General features: G+C 69.1%; 10 protein-coding genes. 6 read left to right on the top strand and 4 right to left on the bottom strand.

From position 1 onward, the window contains the following. Positions 1-2 precede the first annotated feature (2 nt). Both IT359_11855 and thrA read right to left on the bottom strand, forming a co-directional pair. Positions 3-977, bottom strand: coding sequence for a homoserine kinase (locus tag IT359_11855; protein MCC6929676.1), 975 nt, complete (start codon positions 975-977; stop codon positions 3-5). Beyond that, on the bottom strand, positions 974-3,460 hold the full coding sequence (thrA, locus tag IT359_11850) for a bifunctional aspartate kinase/homoserine dehydrogenase I (GenBank protein ID MCC6929675.1): 2,487 nt from the start codon (positions 3,458-3,460) through the stop codon (positions 974-976). The genes IT359_11855 and thrA overlap by 4 nt, the downstream gene beginning before the upstream one ends. A 359-nt stretch (positions 3,461-3,819) precedes the next feature. Here thrA and IT359_11845 point away from each other — a divergent pair, with 359 nt between their 5' ends. Beyond that, positions 3,820-6,708, top strand: coding sequence for a peptidase (locus IT359_11845; GenBank protein MCC6929674.1), 2,889 nt, complete (start codon positions 3,820-3,822; stop codon positions 6,706-6,708). A gap of 126 nt (positions 6,709-6,834) precedes the next feature. Here the strand turns inward: IT359_11845 and IT359_11840 are convergent, their stop codons facing one another. Next, positions 6,835-8,172, bottom strand: coding sequence for a hypothetical protein (locus IT359_11840; GenBank protein ID MCC6929673.1), 1,338 nt, complete (start codon positions 8,170-8,172; stop codon positions 6,835-6,837). Between the two features lie 12 nt (positions 8,173-8,184). Further along, positions 8,185-9,600, bottom strand: a complete 1,416-nt coding sequence (locus IT359_11835) for a S8 family peptidase (protein MCC6929672.1) — start codon at positions 9,598-9,600, stop codon at positions 8,185-8,187. A 97-nt stretch (positions 9,601-9,697) separates the two neighbouring features. Between IT359_11835 and IT359_11830 the strand changes: the two genes are divergently transcribed. From IT359_11830 to IT359_11810, 5 genes are all read left to right on the top strand, one after another. Beyond that, entirely contained in the window at positions 9,698-10,054 is a 357-nt protein-coding gene (locus tag IT359_11830; protein ID MCC6929671.1) for a hypothetical protein, read from the top strand. 116 nt (positions 10,055-10,170) lie between these two features. Then, positions 10,171-11,871 carry a M20/M25/M40 family metallo-hydrolase gene (locus IT359_11825; GenBank protein ID MCC6929670.1) on the top strand — a complete coding sequence of 567 codons (1,701 nt, stop codon included), beginning with the start codon at positions 10,171-10,173 and terminating at the stop codon, positions 11,869-11,871. Between the two features lies 1 nt (position 11,872). Further along, positions 11,873-12,952, top strand: a complete 1,080-nt coding sequence (locus IT359_11820) for an alpha-hydroxy-acid oxidizing protein (protein MCC6929669.1) — start codon at positions 11,873-11,875, stop codon at positions 12,950-12,952. Between the two features lie 55 nt (positions 12,953-13,007). Next, positions 13,008-13,520 (top strand): FKBP-type peptidyl-prolyl cis-trans isomerase, encoded by a 513-nt coding sequence (locus IT359_11815; protein ID MCC6929668.1) that lies wholly within the window; start codon positions 13,008-13,010, stop codon positions 13,518-13,520. A 2-nt stretch (positions 13,521-13,522) separates the two neighbouring features. Then, the gene (locus IT359_11810; GenBank protein ID MCC6929667.1) at positions 13,523-15,625 is read left to right on the top strand and encodes an acetoacetate--CoA ligase; all 2,103 of its coding nucleotides are present in this window, start codon (positions 13,523-13,525) and stop codon (positions 15,623-15,625) included. Positions 15,626-15,716 lie beyond the last annotated feature (91 nt).

The raw sequence follows: 15,716 nt of genomic DNA, 5'->3' as shown, positions 1-15,716 counted from the left end.
TGTCAGGCGGGGACGCGCTCGATGCGCGTTCCGATGGTGTCGATGTGGGCGATCCTCACCGCGGCCTCGATGCCGGCGGCGGCGTAGGCGTTGCGCATGGCGGTGGCCACGCTCGCGGCCACGGCGTCGCCGTCACAGAGCGCGAAGGCGGTGGGACCGGCGCCAGAGATCGACGCGCCGAGCGCCCCCGCCCCCAGCGCCGCCTGCTTGGCCGCGTGGAATCCGGGAAGGAGCGCCGCACGCGCCGGCTCGGCGATGCGATCGTCAATGGCGCGTCCAAGCAACGGCAGGTCGGCCGCGTGCAACGCCGCCACCATGGCCGCGACCTGCGCCACCTGGTGCACCGCGGTGGCGCGAGGAACGTCACGCGGAAGCACGGCGCGCGCCTCGGCGGTGCGCAAGCGCTGGTTGGGGTGCGCGAGGACCACGCGTAGCGACGGCGGCACCGGGAGCACGACGACGTCGATGGGATCGAGCGATCGCACCAGGCAGATCCCGCCAAGGAGCGACGGGGCGATGTTGTCGAGGTGACGTCCTGCCACCGCTTCCTCGGCGGCAAGGCAGGCGGCAAGCAGTTCGCGCGCGCCAAGCGGCGAGCCAAGGAGGGCGTTGGCCGCCGCCGCCCCCGCCACCGCCGAGGCCGCGCTCCCCCCCTGGCCGGCAGAGAGCGGCAGCCCCTTCGTGACGGTAAGCGCGATCCCCGCCCCTGCCGGGAGCGAAGGAGGAATCGGGAGCGTGCCTAACGCGGCCGCCGAGCGCAGCACCGCCGCCGCGGCGAGCCCGGAGGCGTGGCGCGTGGCATCGGTCGACAGTTCGGCGTCGCCGGCCTCGCGGATCGAGATCCCCGGAGCGTCGACCCACTCGGCGACAACTGCATCGCCCGGGCCAGTGACGGCGGCGCCGAGGACGTCGAGCCCCGGCCCCACGTTCCCGATGCTGCCCGGCGCAAAGGCCGAGGCGCGGCGGTAGCGGGTCATGTCGTGGCCAGCTTGAGCACGTCGTTCACCACGCCAGCGGCCGTCACCTGCGGCCCCGCCCCCGGCCCCGTGATCACCAACGGGTTCTGTCGGTAGCGCGTGGTTGTGAAGACGACCTGGTTGTCGGTGCCCGAGAGCGCCGCAAAGGGCGACGAGCCCGGGACCGCCTTGAGCGCAACCGTCACGCGCTGCCGCGAGATGCGGGCGATGTAGCGCCACACCTGTCCCTTCTCGCGCGCCTGGCGGGCGCGCGCTTCCCACGGCGCGTCCAACTCGGCCATGCGGGCCACGAACTCGTCGCGACCAACCGTGCGCAGCGCCTCGGGGACCAGCGACTCCACCGCGATGTCCTTGAGTTCTCCCTGGTAGCCGATGAGGCGGGCGAGAATGAGCGCCTTGCGCGCCACGTCCATCCCCGAGAGGTCGTCGCGCGGATCGGGCTCTGTGTAGCCCAGCTGCATCGCGCGCTTGAGCGCCTCGGAGAAGCGCTTGCCCTTGGACACCTCGTCGAGGAGGAAGCCGAGGGTCCCCGAGGTGCACCCCTCGATGGTGAGCACGCGGTCGCCCGACTCGACGAGCTTGTGGAAGGTGTCGATGATGGGGAGGCCGGCACCGACGGTGGTCTCGTGCAGCATCCGTCGCCCCTGCGTGGCCGCGAGGTCGAGCAGCGCGCGGGCGTCGGCCAGCGGGCCGCCGAGCGGGCGCTTGTTGGCCATCACCAGGTCCATGCCTGACGAGAGCGCGAGCGTGAGCGCGCCAACCGTGTCGTCGGCGGTGACGTCGACGAGGATGGGGTGGGCCAGTGCGTGGCGCGCGATCTCGCGCACCGCCTCGCTGGCCGTTGCGCCCTGCGCCCCCGCGACGGTGGCGAGCCCTTTCCCTGAGGCCTTGTGCGCGACGAGCTGCTGCAGGCGGCGCGTCGAGAAGCCGCCGGGGTCGAAGACGAAGCCCGAGCGGTCGATCGCTCCAACGATGCGCAGCGTGACGCCATCCTGCCGCGCGCGGGGGAGCATGCGGGCCAGGGCGCGCCCGATCTGGCCGAAGCCGAGGAGCACCACGTCGACCTGGTCGTGCCTGACGAGTCGCCCGCCGCCGATGCGGTTGAGCTGAAAGGCGCCGTGAATCCGGCGCACCGCCGCCGTCGCGTCTCGCGAGTCGACCACGACGGAAATGTTGAGTTCCGACGAACCCTGCGCGATGGCGACGACGTTGATGCCGCCGGTGGCCAGCGCATCGAAGACGCGGGCGGCGATGCCCGGCGTTCCCGACATCCCCAACCCGACCACGGCCAGCGTGGAGACGCCGGGGTGCATCTCGACGCCATCGATGTCGCGATGCGCGATCTCCTGCGCAAAGGCGGCCAGCAGGGCGCGGCGCGCCGTCTCGGCGCTCGCCTCGGGGACCGAGAAGCAGATCGAGTGCTCCGACGAGGCCTGCGAGATGAGCGAAACCGAGACGCGTTCATGGTGCAGCGCGGCAAAGGTGCGCGCCGCGATGCCGGGAACGCCGAGCATCCCGTTTCCGGTGACCGTGAGGAGGGCGAGCCCCGACATCGAGGAGATCGCCTTCACCGGGTATTCGCGCAGCGTGCGGCGGCGCGAGATCTCCGTCCCGGCAAAGTCCGGGTCGGCGAAGGGGCGGATGCGGATGGGGATGTTGCGGTCGCCTAACGGGATCAGGGCGCGCGGGTGGAGGACCTTGGCCCCGTAGTACGCCAGCTCGGCGGCCTCGCGCGGCGTGAGTTGCGGAATCACGTGCGCGTCGCTGACGATGCGCGGGTCGGCGGTGAGGAAGCCGGCCACGTCCTTCCACAGCGTGATGGAATCGCCCTTGAGGCAGCGGGCGAGGAGGGTGGCGGTGAGGTCCGAGCCACCGCGCCCCAGCGTTGCGACGTGTCCCGAGGCCGCGCGCCCGATGAAGCCGGGGACGACGGGGACGACGCCGCGCGCCAGGCGAGGCGCCACGTGCTCGCGGGCCGCCTGCTCGGTGGCCTCGAAGTCGGGGGAGGCGCCGCCAAAGGCATCGTCGGTGCGCACGATCTCGGTCGCATCGACGTACTCGGCGCGCACTCCGGCTTCGGCCAGCGCCGCCGCGAGGAGGTGCGCGCTCAGCCGCTCGCCGCGGGCCACGATGTAGTCAGAGGTGCGCGGCGTGAGTTCGTGCAACACGGCGAGCCCGTGAGCCAGGTGCTGCAGCTCGTCGGTGAGGTCGAGGATCACGCCTTCGAGCGCGGCGCGCCGCGCCTTGTCCTTCACCAGTTCGCGTGCCGCCTCGATGTGCTTCGTGCGGAGGGCGACCGCTGTGGCCCGAAGTCCGTCGGCGTCGCCAGATGCGGCGCGCGTGGCGCCCAGGAGGAGGGCGTCGGTGACCCCGGCCATCGCGCTGGCAACGATCAGGCGTCTCCCTGGCTGTGCGGCGATGAGCGTCGCGGCATGTCGGACCGCGGCGGCGTCGACGAGCGAGGCGCCACCGAACTTGTGCACGCCAAGCGCCTTGGCGCTCGAGGCGGTGGACCGGGCCTTGGACCGGCTCCTGGAGCGGGCGCGGGATGGGGCCTTGGCCGGGGTTCTTGCAGAGGGAGACACGTCGGGATTTCCGTTGCGGGTCGAGTCGCGGGGAAGAATCTAGCGACCTGCGTGGCGCCGTTCCCGGCTGCAACACGGTCCTGGCGAACGGGAAGGGGCGGCCGATGGCGCGTGGCGGGTGGTCTGCGTTCGCAGCGCGCATCGTCGGCGACGCGTAAAGAGCGAGAGCTCGCTGCCACGCGGTTCACGATGGACGTGTTCTGCAGGGCGACGTAGAGTATCCTCGTAGCGCGGATAGCCCGCCGAGATCGGCTCCCATGTCCCTTTTCCCCATCCCCACGAGACGTCGCATGTTCGATACGGTCCCACCCCGAACGCCGCGCGTTCGTCGCCTGGTCGCGAGCGCCGCGTTCACCCTCGGCGCAGGCACAGCGCTGGCCCTGAGTGCCGTCCCCGTGCAGGCACAGGGGCGCGTCACTTCGCCCAAGGAGTTCTTCGGCTTCAACATCGGCGATGACTACAAGCTCGCCACCTACACCCAGTTCATCGACTACTGGAAGAAGATCGACAGCGAGTCGGATCGCATGGTGGTGCAGGAGATCGGCAAGTCGGCCGAGGGGCGCCCGCAGCTCATGGCGATCATCACGTCGCCGGAGAACTTCCGGCTCCTCGACCGTTACAAGGAGATTGCCCGCAAGCTGGCGATGGCCGAGGGGCTCACCGACGCCGAGGCGCGTGCGCTGGCCAAGGAAGGGAAGGCGGTGGTCTGGTTCGACGGCGGGTTGCACGCGACCGAGGTGCTCGGCGCGCACCAGCTCATCGAGACCACGTACCAGCTCATCTCGCGCAACGACGAGGAGACGCAGCGCATCCTGAAGGACGACATCATCCTCGCGGTGCATGCCAACCCGGACGGGATGGAGCTGGTGTCGTCGTGGTACATGCAGGAGCCCGATGACAAGAAGAAGACGTTCGGGACCATTCCGCGCCTGTACCAGAAGTACATCGGGCACGACAACAACCGCGACTTCTTCATCCTGAACCAGAACGAGTCGATCAACATCGCGCGGATCCAGTATTCGGAGTGGTTCCCGCAGATCGTCTACAACCACCACCAGACGGGTCCGGCGGGGACGGTGATGTTCGCGCCACCGTTCCGCGACCCGTTCAACTACAACTTCGACCCGCTCATCCCGTTAGGCATCGACATGGTGGGCTCGGCGATGCACACGCGCTTTGCCGTGGAAGGGAAGCCGGGCGTCACGATGCGCTCGGGGTCGAGCTACTCCACGTGGTGGAACGGCGGGCTTCGCACGCTGGCGTACTTCCACAACATGATCGGCCTCCTCACGGAGACCATCGGGTCGCCGACGCCGATGGAGATTCCGCTGGTGGTGAACAACCAGCTCCCGCGCGCCGACCTTCCGTATCCCATCGCGCCGCAGGAGTGGCATTTCCGCCAGTCGATCGACTACTCGGTCACCGCGAACTACGCCGTGTTCGACATCGCCTCGAAGCGGAAGGAAGACTTCCTCTTCAACATCTACCGGATGGCGAAGAACATGATCGACCGCGGCAACCGCGACTCGTGGACGGTGACGCCCACCGAGGTGGCGGAGCTGCAGGCGAGGATCAACAAGGAGCGTGCAGCGGGCGCGGCGACGGGGAACGGGCGTGACCGTCTGTCGGCGGCGCTCAACCCGTTTGGCGGGACGGTCCCCAGCTCGTACATGTCGGCGCTGCGCGACCCGGCCAAGCGCGACCCGCGCGGCTACATCATCCCGACGACGCAGCCCGACTTCGGGACGGCGACCAAGTTCGTGAATGCGCTGCGCAAGGCAAACGTCACCGTGCAGCGCGCCACCGCGGCGTTCACGGTGAATGGCAAGCAGTACCCGGCGGGCTCGTATGTGGTGAAGTCGGCGCAGGCGTTCCGCCCGCACGTCCTCGACATGTTCGAGCCGCAGGATCACCCGAACGACTTCGCGTATCCGGGCGGGCCGCCGCGGCCGCCGTATGACAATGCCGGGTGGACGCTCGCCTTCCAGATGGGGATCCAGTTCGATCGCATCCTCGACGGCTTCGACTGCCCGTGCGAGAAGATCGAGGGGCTGGCGACGCCGCCGGCACTCACCGTGGCGAATGGTGCTGGTGCCAAGGGCTACGTGATCGATCCGCGCGTCAACGATGCCTTCGTCGTGGCCAACCGCGCGCTCAAGGCCGGCGCCGCGGTGTACCGCGTCAACGAGCCGCTCACGATGGGAAACGTGACGCATCCGGCCGGCGCCTGGTACCTCGGCGCCAGCGGCGCCACCAAGTCGATCGTCGAGAAGGCGGCGAAGGAACTCGGCGTCCCGGTGCACGGCACCAGCGCCGGTCCGGGGAACGCCACGCGCATCTCGCCCAAGCGCATCGCGCTGTGGGACACGTACGGCGGCTCCATGCCGTCCGGGCACACGCGCTGGCTGCTGGAGCAGTTCGAGTTCCCCTTCGACGTGATCTACTCGCCGGTGATCGACGCCGGCAACCTGAAGGCCAAGTATGACGTGATCGTCTTCGTGACGGGTGCCATTCCGGCGGCGCGTCGCGAGGGCGGGAGCGAGCTGTCGGCGATGATGGAGCGCTTCAACCGCCAGCCCGCGCCTAACGAAATCCCGGCGCAGTACCGCTCGTGGCTGGGGCGCCTCTCGGCGGACAAGAGCGTTCCGCAGCTCAAGCAGTTCCTCGAGCAGGGCGGGACGGTGATCACGGTGGGGACGTCGACCAACCTGGCGTATCACCTCGGGCTCCCGGTGTACGACTATCTCGTGGAGAAGACCCCCACGGGCGAGGAGCGCGAGATTCCGCGGGAGAAGTTCTACGTTCCGGGCTCGGTGCTCCGGGCCAGCGTCGACAACAGCGTCCCGGTCGCCTACGGCCTCAACGCCGAGACCGACGTCTTCTTCGACGACTCGCCGACGTTCCGCCTGGGCCCGGATGCCGCGCTCAAGGGGGTGCGTCCGGTGGCGTGGTTCGCCACCGACCACCCGCTGCGCTCCGGTTGGGCGTGGGGGCAGGGCTACCTCGAGGGCGGCGTTGCGGCTGCCGAGGCCAAGGTGGGGAAGGGGATGCTCTACCTCTTTGGTCCCGAGGTGACGTTCCGCGCCACGCCGCACGGGACGTTCAAGTTCCTGTTCAACGGGATCTACGCTGACGGCGGGAAGTAGCACCCCGCGCGGTCCGACGGCGGCACAGGCACGACGCGGCGCCCTCCACCCGGAGGGCGCCGCGTTCGTTTGCGCCTGGCGAGATCGTGCGGCTGGCGGGGGCGTGCGGCTGGCGGGGCCGGTCCGTCAGGTGCTGGCGATGGCCGAGGCCAGCGCGTGCGCCACCTCGGCGCGGCAGATGTCGCTGTGCGAGGTGATCACGGCGTTGGCGTCCAGGTTGTAGACGCCACCGGCGTTGAACGCATACTGCTGGCTGGGCGGGAGGAGCTCGTGCGGCGTCACCTCGGGGGTCTTCTGCGCCCCGTTGCGCCCGATCCCGCCGTACTTGTCGTTCTCGTCGCCCAGCCCGGCCGCCACCTGCCCGCCCAGGCGTGAGGCAAGCGGATAGGCCAGCCCCACCGCCTTGTCCTTCGACGTGTAGGTGATGTAGATGGGACCGGCCACCTTCTTGTCGCTAACGACCGAGCGAAACAGGCCATTGCTCGTCCCGTCGTACTTCTGCGCCATGCCATAGTGCGAGAACGCGGCCTGCATCAGGAAGAGCGAGGCGACGCGGTTCGCCGCCCCCTTGGGGAGCGCGTTCACGCACGCGATCACCACGCGCCCACCGAAGGAGTGCCCCGCCAGGTGCAGCTTGAGATTCGGCAACTCCGCCTGGATGCGTTGCACCACCGGCGCAAGCCCGTTGGCCCCGACGGTCCCGGCACGCTCCTTCATCGTGAAGTACGTCGTCATGTTGAGGGCGTTGCGTACGCCGTCCAGCACCGAGCCGAAGATGTTGGCGGCTTGGCCGCCGTTGCCTCCGCCGGCGGACCCGCCGGCGCCACCGATCGAGGTCGCGCCGCCGGTCGTCCCCGCGCCTGTCCCGGTCGGAAGGTCGAGGATGGGCGGGGCGAGCAACTTGAGCACCTGGTCTCCCGGCTTGCCGGCCCCGGCCGCCGGCAGGGCGTCGGCGCCCGACTTCCCCGTCGGCCAAAAGCCGCGCAGCAGGTCGACGAACTTGCGCTGCGCCGCTACGTCGCCCTCGATCTTGTCGAGGAGCTTCTCGGCGGCGGCGAACTTTGCCTTGGACGCCTTGTCGGGGAAGGCGCTGGCCAGCAGCGCCAGTTGCTTCCGGATTCCCGCGCGCGTCACCGCCCCCCCCACCGAGCTCGCGTTCCCCGCCACCAGCTCGGAGTCGGCAAAGCGCTTGGACGGCCAGAAGATCGCGACGACGCCGAGTTTGTGTGCGTCGATGCCGGGCACCAGGCGCGCATCGAGCTCCGCGCGCAGGCACTTGAGGTAGTCGCCGTACCACTTGCGGGCGTCGCCGATGTCGTTGTTCCACCCGTGCGAGAGGATGAGGACGTCGGTGAGCCCGGGGGTGCGCAGCGTCTCGATCGCCGCCTTCAGCTGGTTAGGGCCGAACTTCCCCTTGGCATCGAACTCGAGTTCCGCGTACGGAAAGCCGTTCTTGGTGGCCATGGTGGGGCTCCGTCAGACCGATTGAATGGTTCGCATGAGGTCCACCAGCCCGCGCCCCTGGAAGTAGCGATCGCGCTTGAGGTCGGTGGCGTTGTCCATGAAGAGCTGCTTCACCCGCTCCGGCTGTCCCTGGAACTCGCGCCGCACCGAGAGAAAGGCGGCAATGGCGCCAGAGACATGCGGGGCGGCCATGCTCGTCCCGCTGTCCTCGATGTACTGCACGTCGGTTGCCTTGAAGGCGCGGGGAGACGACGCGCTGGGCGGCTGTCCCAGCATGTCATCCTTCTTGGAGCCGGCGGCGCAGGAGACGATCTTCTCCCCCGGTGCCAGCAGATCGGGCTTGATGCGCCCGTCGCCGGTGGGGCCCTTGGACGAGAAGAACGAGGCGCCGTACAGGTGCGGCATCTCGCGGTGCGTCGAGCCCACCGTGATCGCCGCGTCGGCGTTGCCCGGGTCGTTGATCGTCAGCGCGAGCCCCGCCGACTTCACGCTCGTGAACTGCGTGTTCTGGAAGCCGTACCCCGAGTTTCCCGCCGCCACCACCACCACCACACCCGACCGCACCAGCCGGTCCACCTCGATGCACAGCGGACTTTGTCCGCAGGCAAACCACTCGGGATCGAAGTCGTAGCCGAGCGAGAGGTTCACGCCGTGGATCAGGAGGCGACGCCCGCCCTGGTTGATCTCGTTCACCCGTTGCAGGGCGCGGATGATTGCCGTCGTCGTCCCGCTGCCGTGCTCGTCGAGCACCTTCATGCTCACGAGCTTGCATTCCGGGGCAATGCCGCCGATCTCCGTGACCGCGCGGAGGTCGACGCGACGCTCGTTGCTCTTCTCCTCGCGCACGCTGTGCGCCGCGTAGACGACTCCCTTCTTCCGTCCCGGCGCGGCGAGTATCCCGCCAATGATCCCCGCCACGTGCGTCCCGTGACCAAAGGCATCGTGCAGCGGGTCGCTGTTGTCTTCATCGACGAAGGTGTCGTGCCGGATGGGTTCCTTGAGGACGAGGTTCTGGTGTGTGGCGAAGTGCGGGTGCTTGCCATCGATGCCGGAGTCCATGACCGCCCACACGATGTCGCGCCCGCTGGCCTTGAATGCGACACGCGCTGCATCGGCTTTCACCGTCGACACGCTCTTGGTGAGGCACGCCGAGACCTCGAAATCGGGCCACACGCGATAGATGCGGCGCTGGTTCCAGGCGTTGTTGGCCTGCGTGACGTCGCGCCACACCACGTTCTTGATTTCTTCCTCGGTGAGTTTGGCCGCCACGTACTGCAGTGGTGAAAGGCGCGTGAGGCGCGCGCGATACGCCTCGCGTTCCTCGGCGGTGAAGGCGCTCCCGCCCTTCACCACCTGAACGATGTCGTCGATCACCTCGCGGCGGGCCACCTCTCGCCCGTCGTGGTAGTCGAGGTTGAGGTCGATCACGACCGCGAAGCGGGGCGCAGCTGCAACGACCGCCTTGGTCCGCGCGTCACGAGGTGGTTGCGGCTGCTCCTCGAACCGCTTGACCAGTGGCAGGGCAATGACGGTGCGGTCGAGCTGGCGCGGATCGAAGCCGGAGGGGCGCCGCGCGGCGATCGGCGTCTCTGCCGCTTGTGGAGTGATGGGCGCGATTGCGGGTGGTGTGGCGCGTGGCCTGGATGCCCGCTTCAACGCCGCCTGCGTCGTCTTCGATGTCGGCTTCGACGCGCGCTTCGACGCGCGCTTCGACGCGCGCTTCGCTGCCATCTTCTTCGCCACCTGCCTCTTTCGAGCCGCCATGGCTGTCGATCCCGGTATGGACGACCCTTGTTACAGCGCGAGCGCGAGCGGAGCAAGACTGTGGCGTGGACGCGGCGGCGGCGAACGGTTCAGCCGCGCGCGGCGTACTCAACCGTGAACCTCCCATCTTCCTCGCGCACGCGGCAGATTCGTTCGGAACTTTACGGACGCCCTTCTCGCGACGCGGCACCAGGTGCGCCGCCCAGTCATTCCCATCTCATCCCTACACTCGTCATGCGCCCTCTGCATCGTTCGCAGCACTTCTCGCACACCGCTCGGCCGGAGACGCGGTTGGCGCCCATCGCCGTCCCCTCGCGTGCCCTCGCCGCCACGCTCGCCGCTGCGCTTTCCGGCGCACTCGCGCTGGCCGTCGCCGTGGCGCCCTCGGTCGCGCGCGCGCAGTCCTGGCCCACCAGCGACCCCGTCATCCGGAAGATCTGGGATGAAGGGATGACCAACTCGCAGGTGGCGCGCCTGGGGCAGGTACTGAGCGACTCGATCGGCCCGCGCCTTACCGGTGCGCCGGGAATGAAGAAAGGGAACGACTGGCTCGTTGCGACCTACGCCGGATGGGGAATCGAGGCAAAGAACGAGCAATACGGGACGTGGAAGGGGTGGCGTCGCGGCACGTCGCACATCGACCTGATCGAGCCGCGCGTGCGCACGCTCGAAGGGACGATGCTTGCCTGGAGCGCCGGAACAGCCAACAAGGACGTCACCGGTGAAGTCGTCGTCCTTCCCGAGTTTGCCGACTCCAACGCGTTCGTTGCCTGGCTGCCGCAGGCGAAGGGGAAGTTCGTCCTCGTCTCGATGCTCCAACCCACGTGCCGTCCCGACGACAACTGGGAGAAGTTCGCCCTCCCCGAGACCTTCGAGCGGATGAAGGCGGCGCGCACCGCGGCACAGACGGCGTGGCAGAAGCGCGTGCAAGCCACCGGCTACGGCACCGGGCTCGGCACTGGCTTCCTTGGGGCGCGACTGGAGCAGGGGGGCGTTGCCGGTGTCATTGCCAGCAACTGGTCGCGCGGCTGGGGGGTGCAGAAGGTCTTCGACTCGCGCACCAGCAAGGTGCCGTCGTTCGACCTTTCGTGCGAGGATTACGGGCTGCTCTACCGCCTGGCGGACAACAAGCAGGGACCGAAGGTGCGCGTGCGCGCCGACGCCGAGTTCCTGGGCGAGGTTCCTGTCTTCAACACGGTGGCTCGCATCCCGGGCGCGCAGAAGCCTGACGAGTACGTTGTCCTCTCGGCGCACTTCGACTCGTGGGACGGCGGCTCGGGGACGACGGACAACGGGACCGGGACCGTGGTCATGGCCGAGGCGCTGCGCATCCTCAAGCAGGTGTACCCCAATCCCAGGCGCACCATCATCGTCGGGCATTGGGGCGGAGAGGAGCAGGGGCTCAACGGTTCGCGCGGCTACGCCAAGGACCATCCCGAGGTCGTGAAGGGGCTGCAGGCGCTGTTCAACCAGGACAACGGGACCGGGCGCGTCGTGAACTTCTCGGCGTCGGGCTTCACCACCGCCAGCGGCAACGTGGCGCGCTGGATGTCCAACATCCCCGCCGAGATTGCGCGCAACGTCAACCTCTCCTTCCCCGGTGCGCCGGCGGGGGGCGGTTCCGACAACGCGTCGTTTGTCTGTTACGGCGCGCCGGCGTTCGGCCTGGGCGCGCTCGACTGGTCGTACGGGACGTACACCTGGCACACCCAGCGTGACACGTACGACAAGATGGTGGCGGAGGAGGTGCGCACCAACGCGACGTTGACGGCGATGCTGGCCTACCTCGCGTCGGAAGATCCGGAGACGCTGTCGCGCGACCGTCGCACCTTTGACCGCGGTCCCGCGGCGTCGCAGGGGGGCGGCTTCCCGGCGCCGAGCAACTGGCCGGCGTGCACCGAGCCGTTGCGCATGTCGTCGGAGTACAAGCGCTAGGATGCTCAACCTCTCGGAGCTCGAGGCGCGCGCGTCGGAGACGATGGAGCCGTCGGCGTGGGGGTATTGCGCCGGCGGGGCCAACGACGAGATCACGCTGCGCGACAACCGGTTGGCGTGGGACCGCCTCGCGATCCGCTACCGCACGATGGTGGACGTGAGCGTGCGCGACCTGTCCACCACCGTGCTCGGCGCGCGTGTCGGCTTTCCCGTGTTGGTGGCGCCGACGGCGATGCAGAAGCTGGCGCACCCCGACGGCGAGGTGGCCATGGCGCGCGCGTGCGGGGCGTGCGACACGCTCATGTGCGTGAGCACCACGGCGACCACCACGCTCGAGGATGTGCGCGCGGCGTCACCGGCGGCCGCGTGGTTCCAGCTGTACGTGTACCAGGATCGTGGGGCTACGCGCGCACTACTGGAGCGCGCGCGCGAGGCGGGCTACACCGCGATCGTCCTCACCGTCGACGCGCCGATGCTGGGGCGGCGCGAGCGCGACCTGCGCAATCGCTTCACGTTGCCGCCGCACCTGTCCATCGCCAACGCCGTGGCTGCGGGTGCCGGGCACGATCGCCTCCCCAAGGGCGATGCCGAGGGGTCGGGGCTCACCAAGCACCTGACGGCGCTGCACGACGCCGCGCTCACGCCGCAGGACATCACCTGGGTTCGCGAGGTTACCGGGCTCCCGGTGCTCGTGAAGGGGATCGTGCGGGGCGACGATGCGGTGCGCGCGGTGAACCACGGGGCCTCGGGCGTGGTGGTCTCCAACCACGGCGGGCGCCAGCTGGACACGGCGATCGCCAGCGCACGGGCGCTCCCCGAGGTGGTGGAGGCGCTGGCGGGAAGCGGCGAGGTCTACGTGGACGGCGGGATCCGCCGCGGAACGGACATCGTGAAGGCCATCGCGTTAGGCGCCCGCGCCGTCATGGTGGGGCGTCCGCCGCTGTGGGGGCTGGCGGTGGGCGGTGAGCACGGCGTGGTGGAGGTGCTGGCGCACCTGCGCCATGAGTTCGATCTGGCCATGTCGCTCACCGGGTGCCGGTCGGTGTCGGAACTGACGCGCGACCTGGTGGTAGACGCCTAGCGGCAGCGGCGTTTCATTTCGGGAGTCGTCGCGACTCACACCAGCAGAGACCGTCATGCCCCAACGTCGTCCGGTTCGTCATGCCCGCCCGTTTCGCCGCATCGCCGTTGCGGCGGCTTCATTCCTCGCCGTCACCGCGGCCGTCGCCTGCAACAATATCGGCACCACGACGCCGGATGCGATCCCGATGGAGCAGCAGCAGTGGGCGACGTCGCTGCAGGTAACGTTGTCGCAGTTCACGCGCCTCACCTCGGGGGTCTACTTCCTCGATTCGCTGGTCGGGACCGGGGCCACGCTTTCGGGAACACCGACGGTGTCGGTTCTCTACTCGGGGTACCTCCCCAACGGGACCAAGTTCGACGAGCGCGTCGGCACCCCGATCTGCTTCGCGCTCAACAACCTCATTCCGGGGTGGCAGGTGGGGATGCAGGGGATGAAGATCGGTGGGACGCGTCGCCTCCTCATTCCACCCGAGTACGGATATGGGTCTGCCGGGAACGGCCCTGTTCCGGGCAACGCGAACCTGCTGTTCAATGTCACGCTCGTCGCCACGGGGTGCACCGCGTAGACATGACGGGCTCCACCGGCGCATCCGGCCTGCAGGACGATGCGGACCACGCGCTCTGGCGTCCCTCGCCGGAGCGCGTGTCGCGTTCGGCGCTGTGGCACTTTGCCCGCCAGGTGCAGGCGTCGGAGGGGGTGCCTTGTGTGGCGGATGGGCAGGTGGACTATGCGGCGCTGCACCGCTGGTCGGTGGATCATCCCGAACGCTTCTGGGCGGCGATCTGGCGGCTGGGCGGTATTGTAGCTGACGGGGAAAGCGGGTGGCCGCCGTGGACGGCGGTCCTGCACGGGGGCGAGCGCATGGCGCCTCCCGACCGATTGCGTGGCCCGCGCTGGTTCGCGGGGGTGCGCCTCAACTTCGCGGAGCACCTGCTGCGCCGCCGCGACGACGCAGAGGCGCTGGTCGCCTGGAACGAGGAGGGGCGCCGCTCGTCGCTGACGCACGCCGAGCTGTACCGACAGGTGCAACGCGCGGCGGCGGCGCTGCGCGCGCACGGCGTGCGGCCCGGCGACCGGATTGCCGCCTTCATGCCCAACGTCCCCGAGACCGTCGTCGCCATGCTCGCCGCCACCAGCATCGGCGCCGTCTGGTCGTCGTGCTCCCCCGACTTCGGCGTGAACGGGGTGCTGGACCGCTTCGGCCAGATCGCGCCGCGCCTCCTCCTGGCCTGTGACGGTTATCGCTACGCCGGCAAGTCGATCGACACGCGCGAACGCGTGGCTGACATCGCCCGCCGTCTCCCGGCGATCGAGCGCGTGGTGGTCGTCCCCAAACTCGGCGATGCAGCGCCACTGGGGACCATTCGCGACGCCGTTGCCTGGAACGACTGGCTGGCGGAGGGCGACGCGTGGCGCGCCACACCGGCCGCCGCCGAGTTGCCGGAGTTCGAGCGCCTCCCGTTCGACCACCCGCTGTACATCATGTACTCGTCAGGCACCACCGGGTTGCCCAAGTGCATGGTGCACGGCGCCGGCGGCACCCTCCTGCAGCACCTCAAGGAGCACATCCTGCACGGCGACCTCACGCGCGACGACCGGATCTTCTACTTCACCACGTGTGGGTGGATGATGTGGAACTGGCTGGTGAGCGCGCTGGCGGTGGGCGCATGCGTGGTGCTGTACGACGGGGCGGCCACCGCCGCTGTCGCCAGTGACACGGCACCCGGCGCACGGCCGTCGATGTTGTGGGCCATGGCGGAGGCGGAACGACTCACGGTCTTCGGCACGTCGGCGAAGTACCTCGCGCTGGCCGAAAAGGAGGGGCTCGCACCGGGGCGCGCGCATGACCTGTCGGCGCTGCGCCTGATCCTCTCCACCGGATCGCCACTGGCACCGCCGTCGTTCGACTACGTGTACCGCGCGATCAAGCGCGACGTGCAGCTCAGCTCCATCTCCGGGGGGACCGACATCATCTCCTGCTTCGTGCTGGGCAACCCGTGCGGCCCCGTGTGGCGGGGCGAGTTGCAGGTGGCGGGGTTGGGAATGGCGGTGGAGGTGTACGGCGACGATGGGCGTGCCGTCGACTCTGGCCCCGGGGAGCTGGTCTGCACCCGTCCGTTCCCGTCGATGCCGGTCGCCTTCTGGAACGACGCCGACGGGAGCAAGTACCACGCGGCCTACTTCGACCGCTATCCCGGCGTGTGGCGCCACGGCGATTGGATCGAGCGCACGGCGCACGGCGGGTACGTGATCTCGGGGCGCAGCGATGCCACGCTCAATCCCGGCGGTGTGCGCATCGGGACGGCGGAGATCTACCGGGAGGTGGAGCAGCTCCCCGAGATCGTGGAAAGCCTGGTGGTCGGGCAGGAGGTCGGGACGGCGAACAATCGAGACGTGCGCATCGTCCTGTTTGTCCGCCTGCGCGACGGTGTCGCACTCGATGACGCGCTGCGTGCGCGTATCGTGCGACAGGTGCGCGCCAACACGTCCCCCCACCACGTCCCGCGGGTGATCGTCGCGGTCCCGGACATTCCGCGCACCATCAGTGGCAAGATCACCGAACTTGCCGTGCGCGACGTGATCCACGGGCGCGCGGTGCGCAACACCGACGCCCTGGCCAATCCCGCGGCGCTGGACTACTTCCGCAACCTGCCTCAACTCTCGGAGTAGAAGACGAGAGGACGAGAAGACGAGAAGACGAGGTGGACGTCCGACTCTCGTCTTCTCGTCTTCTCGTCTTCTCGTCTTCTCGTCTTCTCGT

This window comes from Gemmatimonadaceae bacterium (assembly GCA_020852815.1).
In the GTDB taxonomy this organism is placed as follows: Bacteria; Gemmatimonadota; Gemmatimonadetes; order Gemmatimonadales; family Gemmatimonadaceae; genus SCN-70-22.
Note: the sequence above shows the minus strand (reverse complement) of the source record. Positions and strands in the feature narration are given on the sequence as shown.

Excerpts from the sequence above, each read along its gene's own strand:
- IT359_11820 (MCC6929669.1), top strand. The coding sequence starts at position 11,873 with ATGCTCAACCTCTCGGAGCTCGAGGCGCGCGCGTCGGAGACGATGGAG.
- IT359_11830 (MCC6929671.1), top strand. The coding sequence starts at position 9,698 with ATGACGGTGCGGTCGAGCTGGCGCGGATCGAAGCCGGAGGGGCGCCGC.
- IT359_11855 (MCC6929676.1), bottom strand. The coding sequence starts at position 977 with ATGACCCGCTACCGCCGCGCCTCGGCCTTTGCGCCGGGCAGCATCGGG.
- IT359_11840 (MCC6929673.1), bottom strand. The coding sequence starts at position 8,172 with ATGGCCACCAAGAACGGCTTTCCGTACGCGGAACTCGAGTTCGATGCC.
- IT359_11845 (MCC6929674.1), top strand. The coding sequence starts at position 3,820 with ATGTCCCTTTTCCCCATCCCCACGAGACGTCGCATGTTCGATACGGTC.
- IT359_11810 (MCC6929667.1), top strand. The coding sequence starts at position 13,523 with ATGACGGGCTCCACCGGCGCATCCGGCCTGCAGGACGATGCGGACCAC.
- IT359_11815 (MCC6929668.1), top strand. The coding sequence starts at position 13,008 with ATGCCCCAACGTCGTCCGGTTCGTCATGCCCGCCCGTTTCGCCGCATC.
- IT359_11825 (MCC6929670.1), top strand. The coding sequence starts at position 10,171 with ATGCGCCCTCTGCATCGTTCGCAGCACTTCTCGCACACCGCTCGGCCG.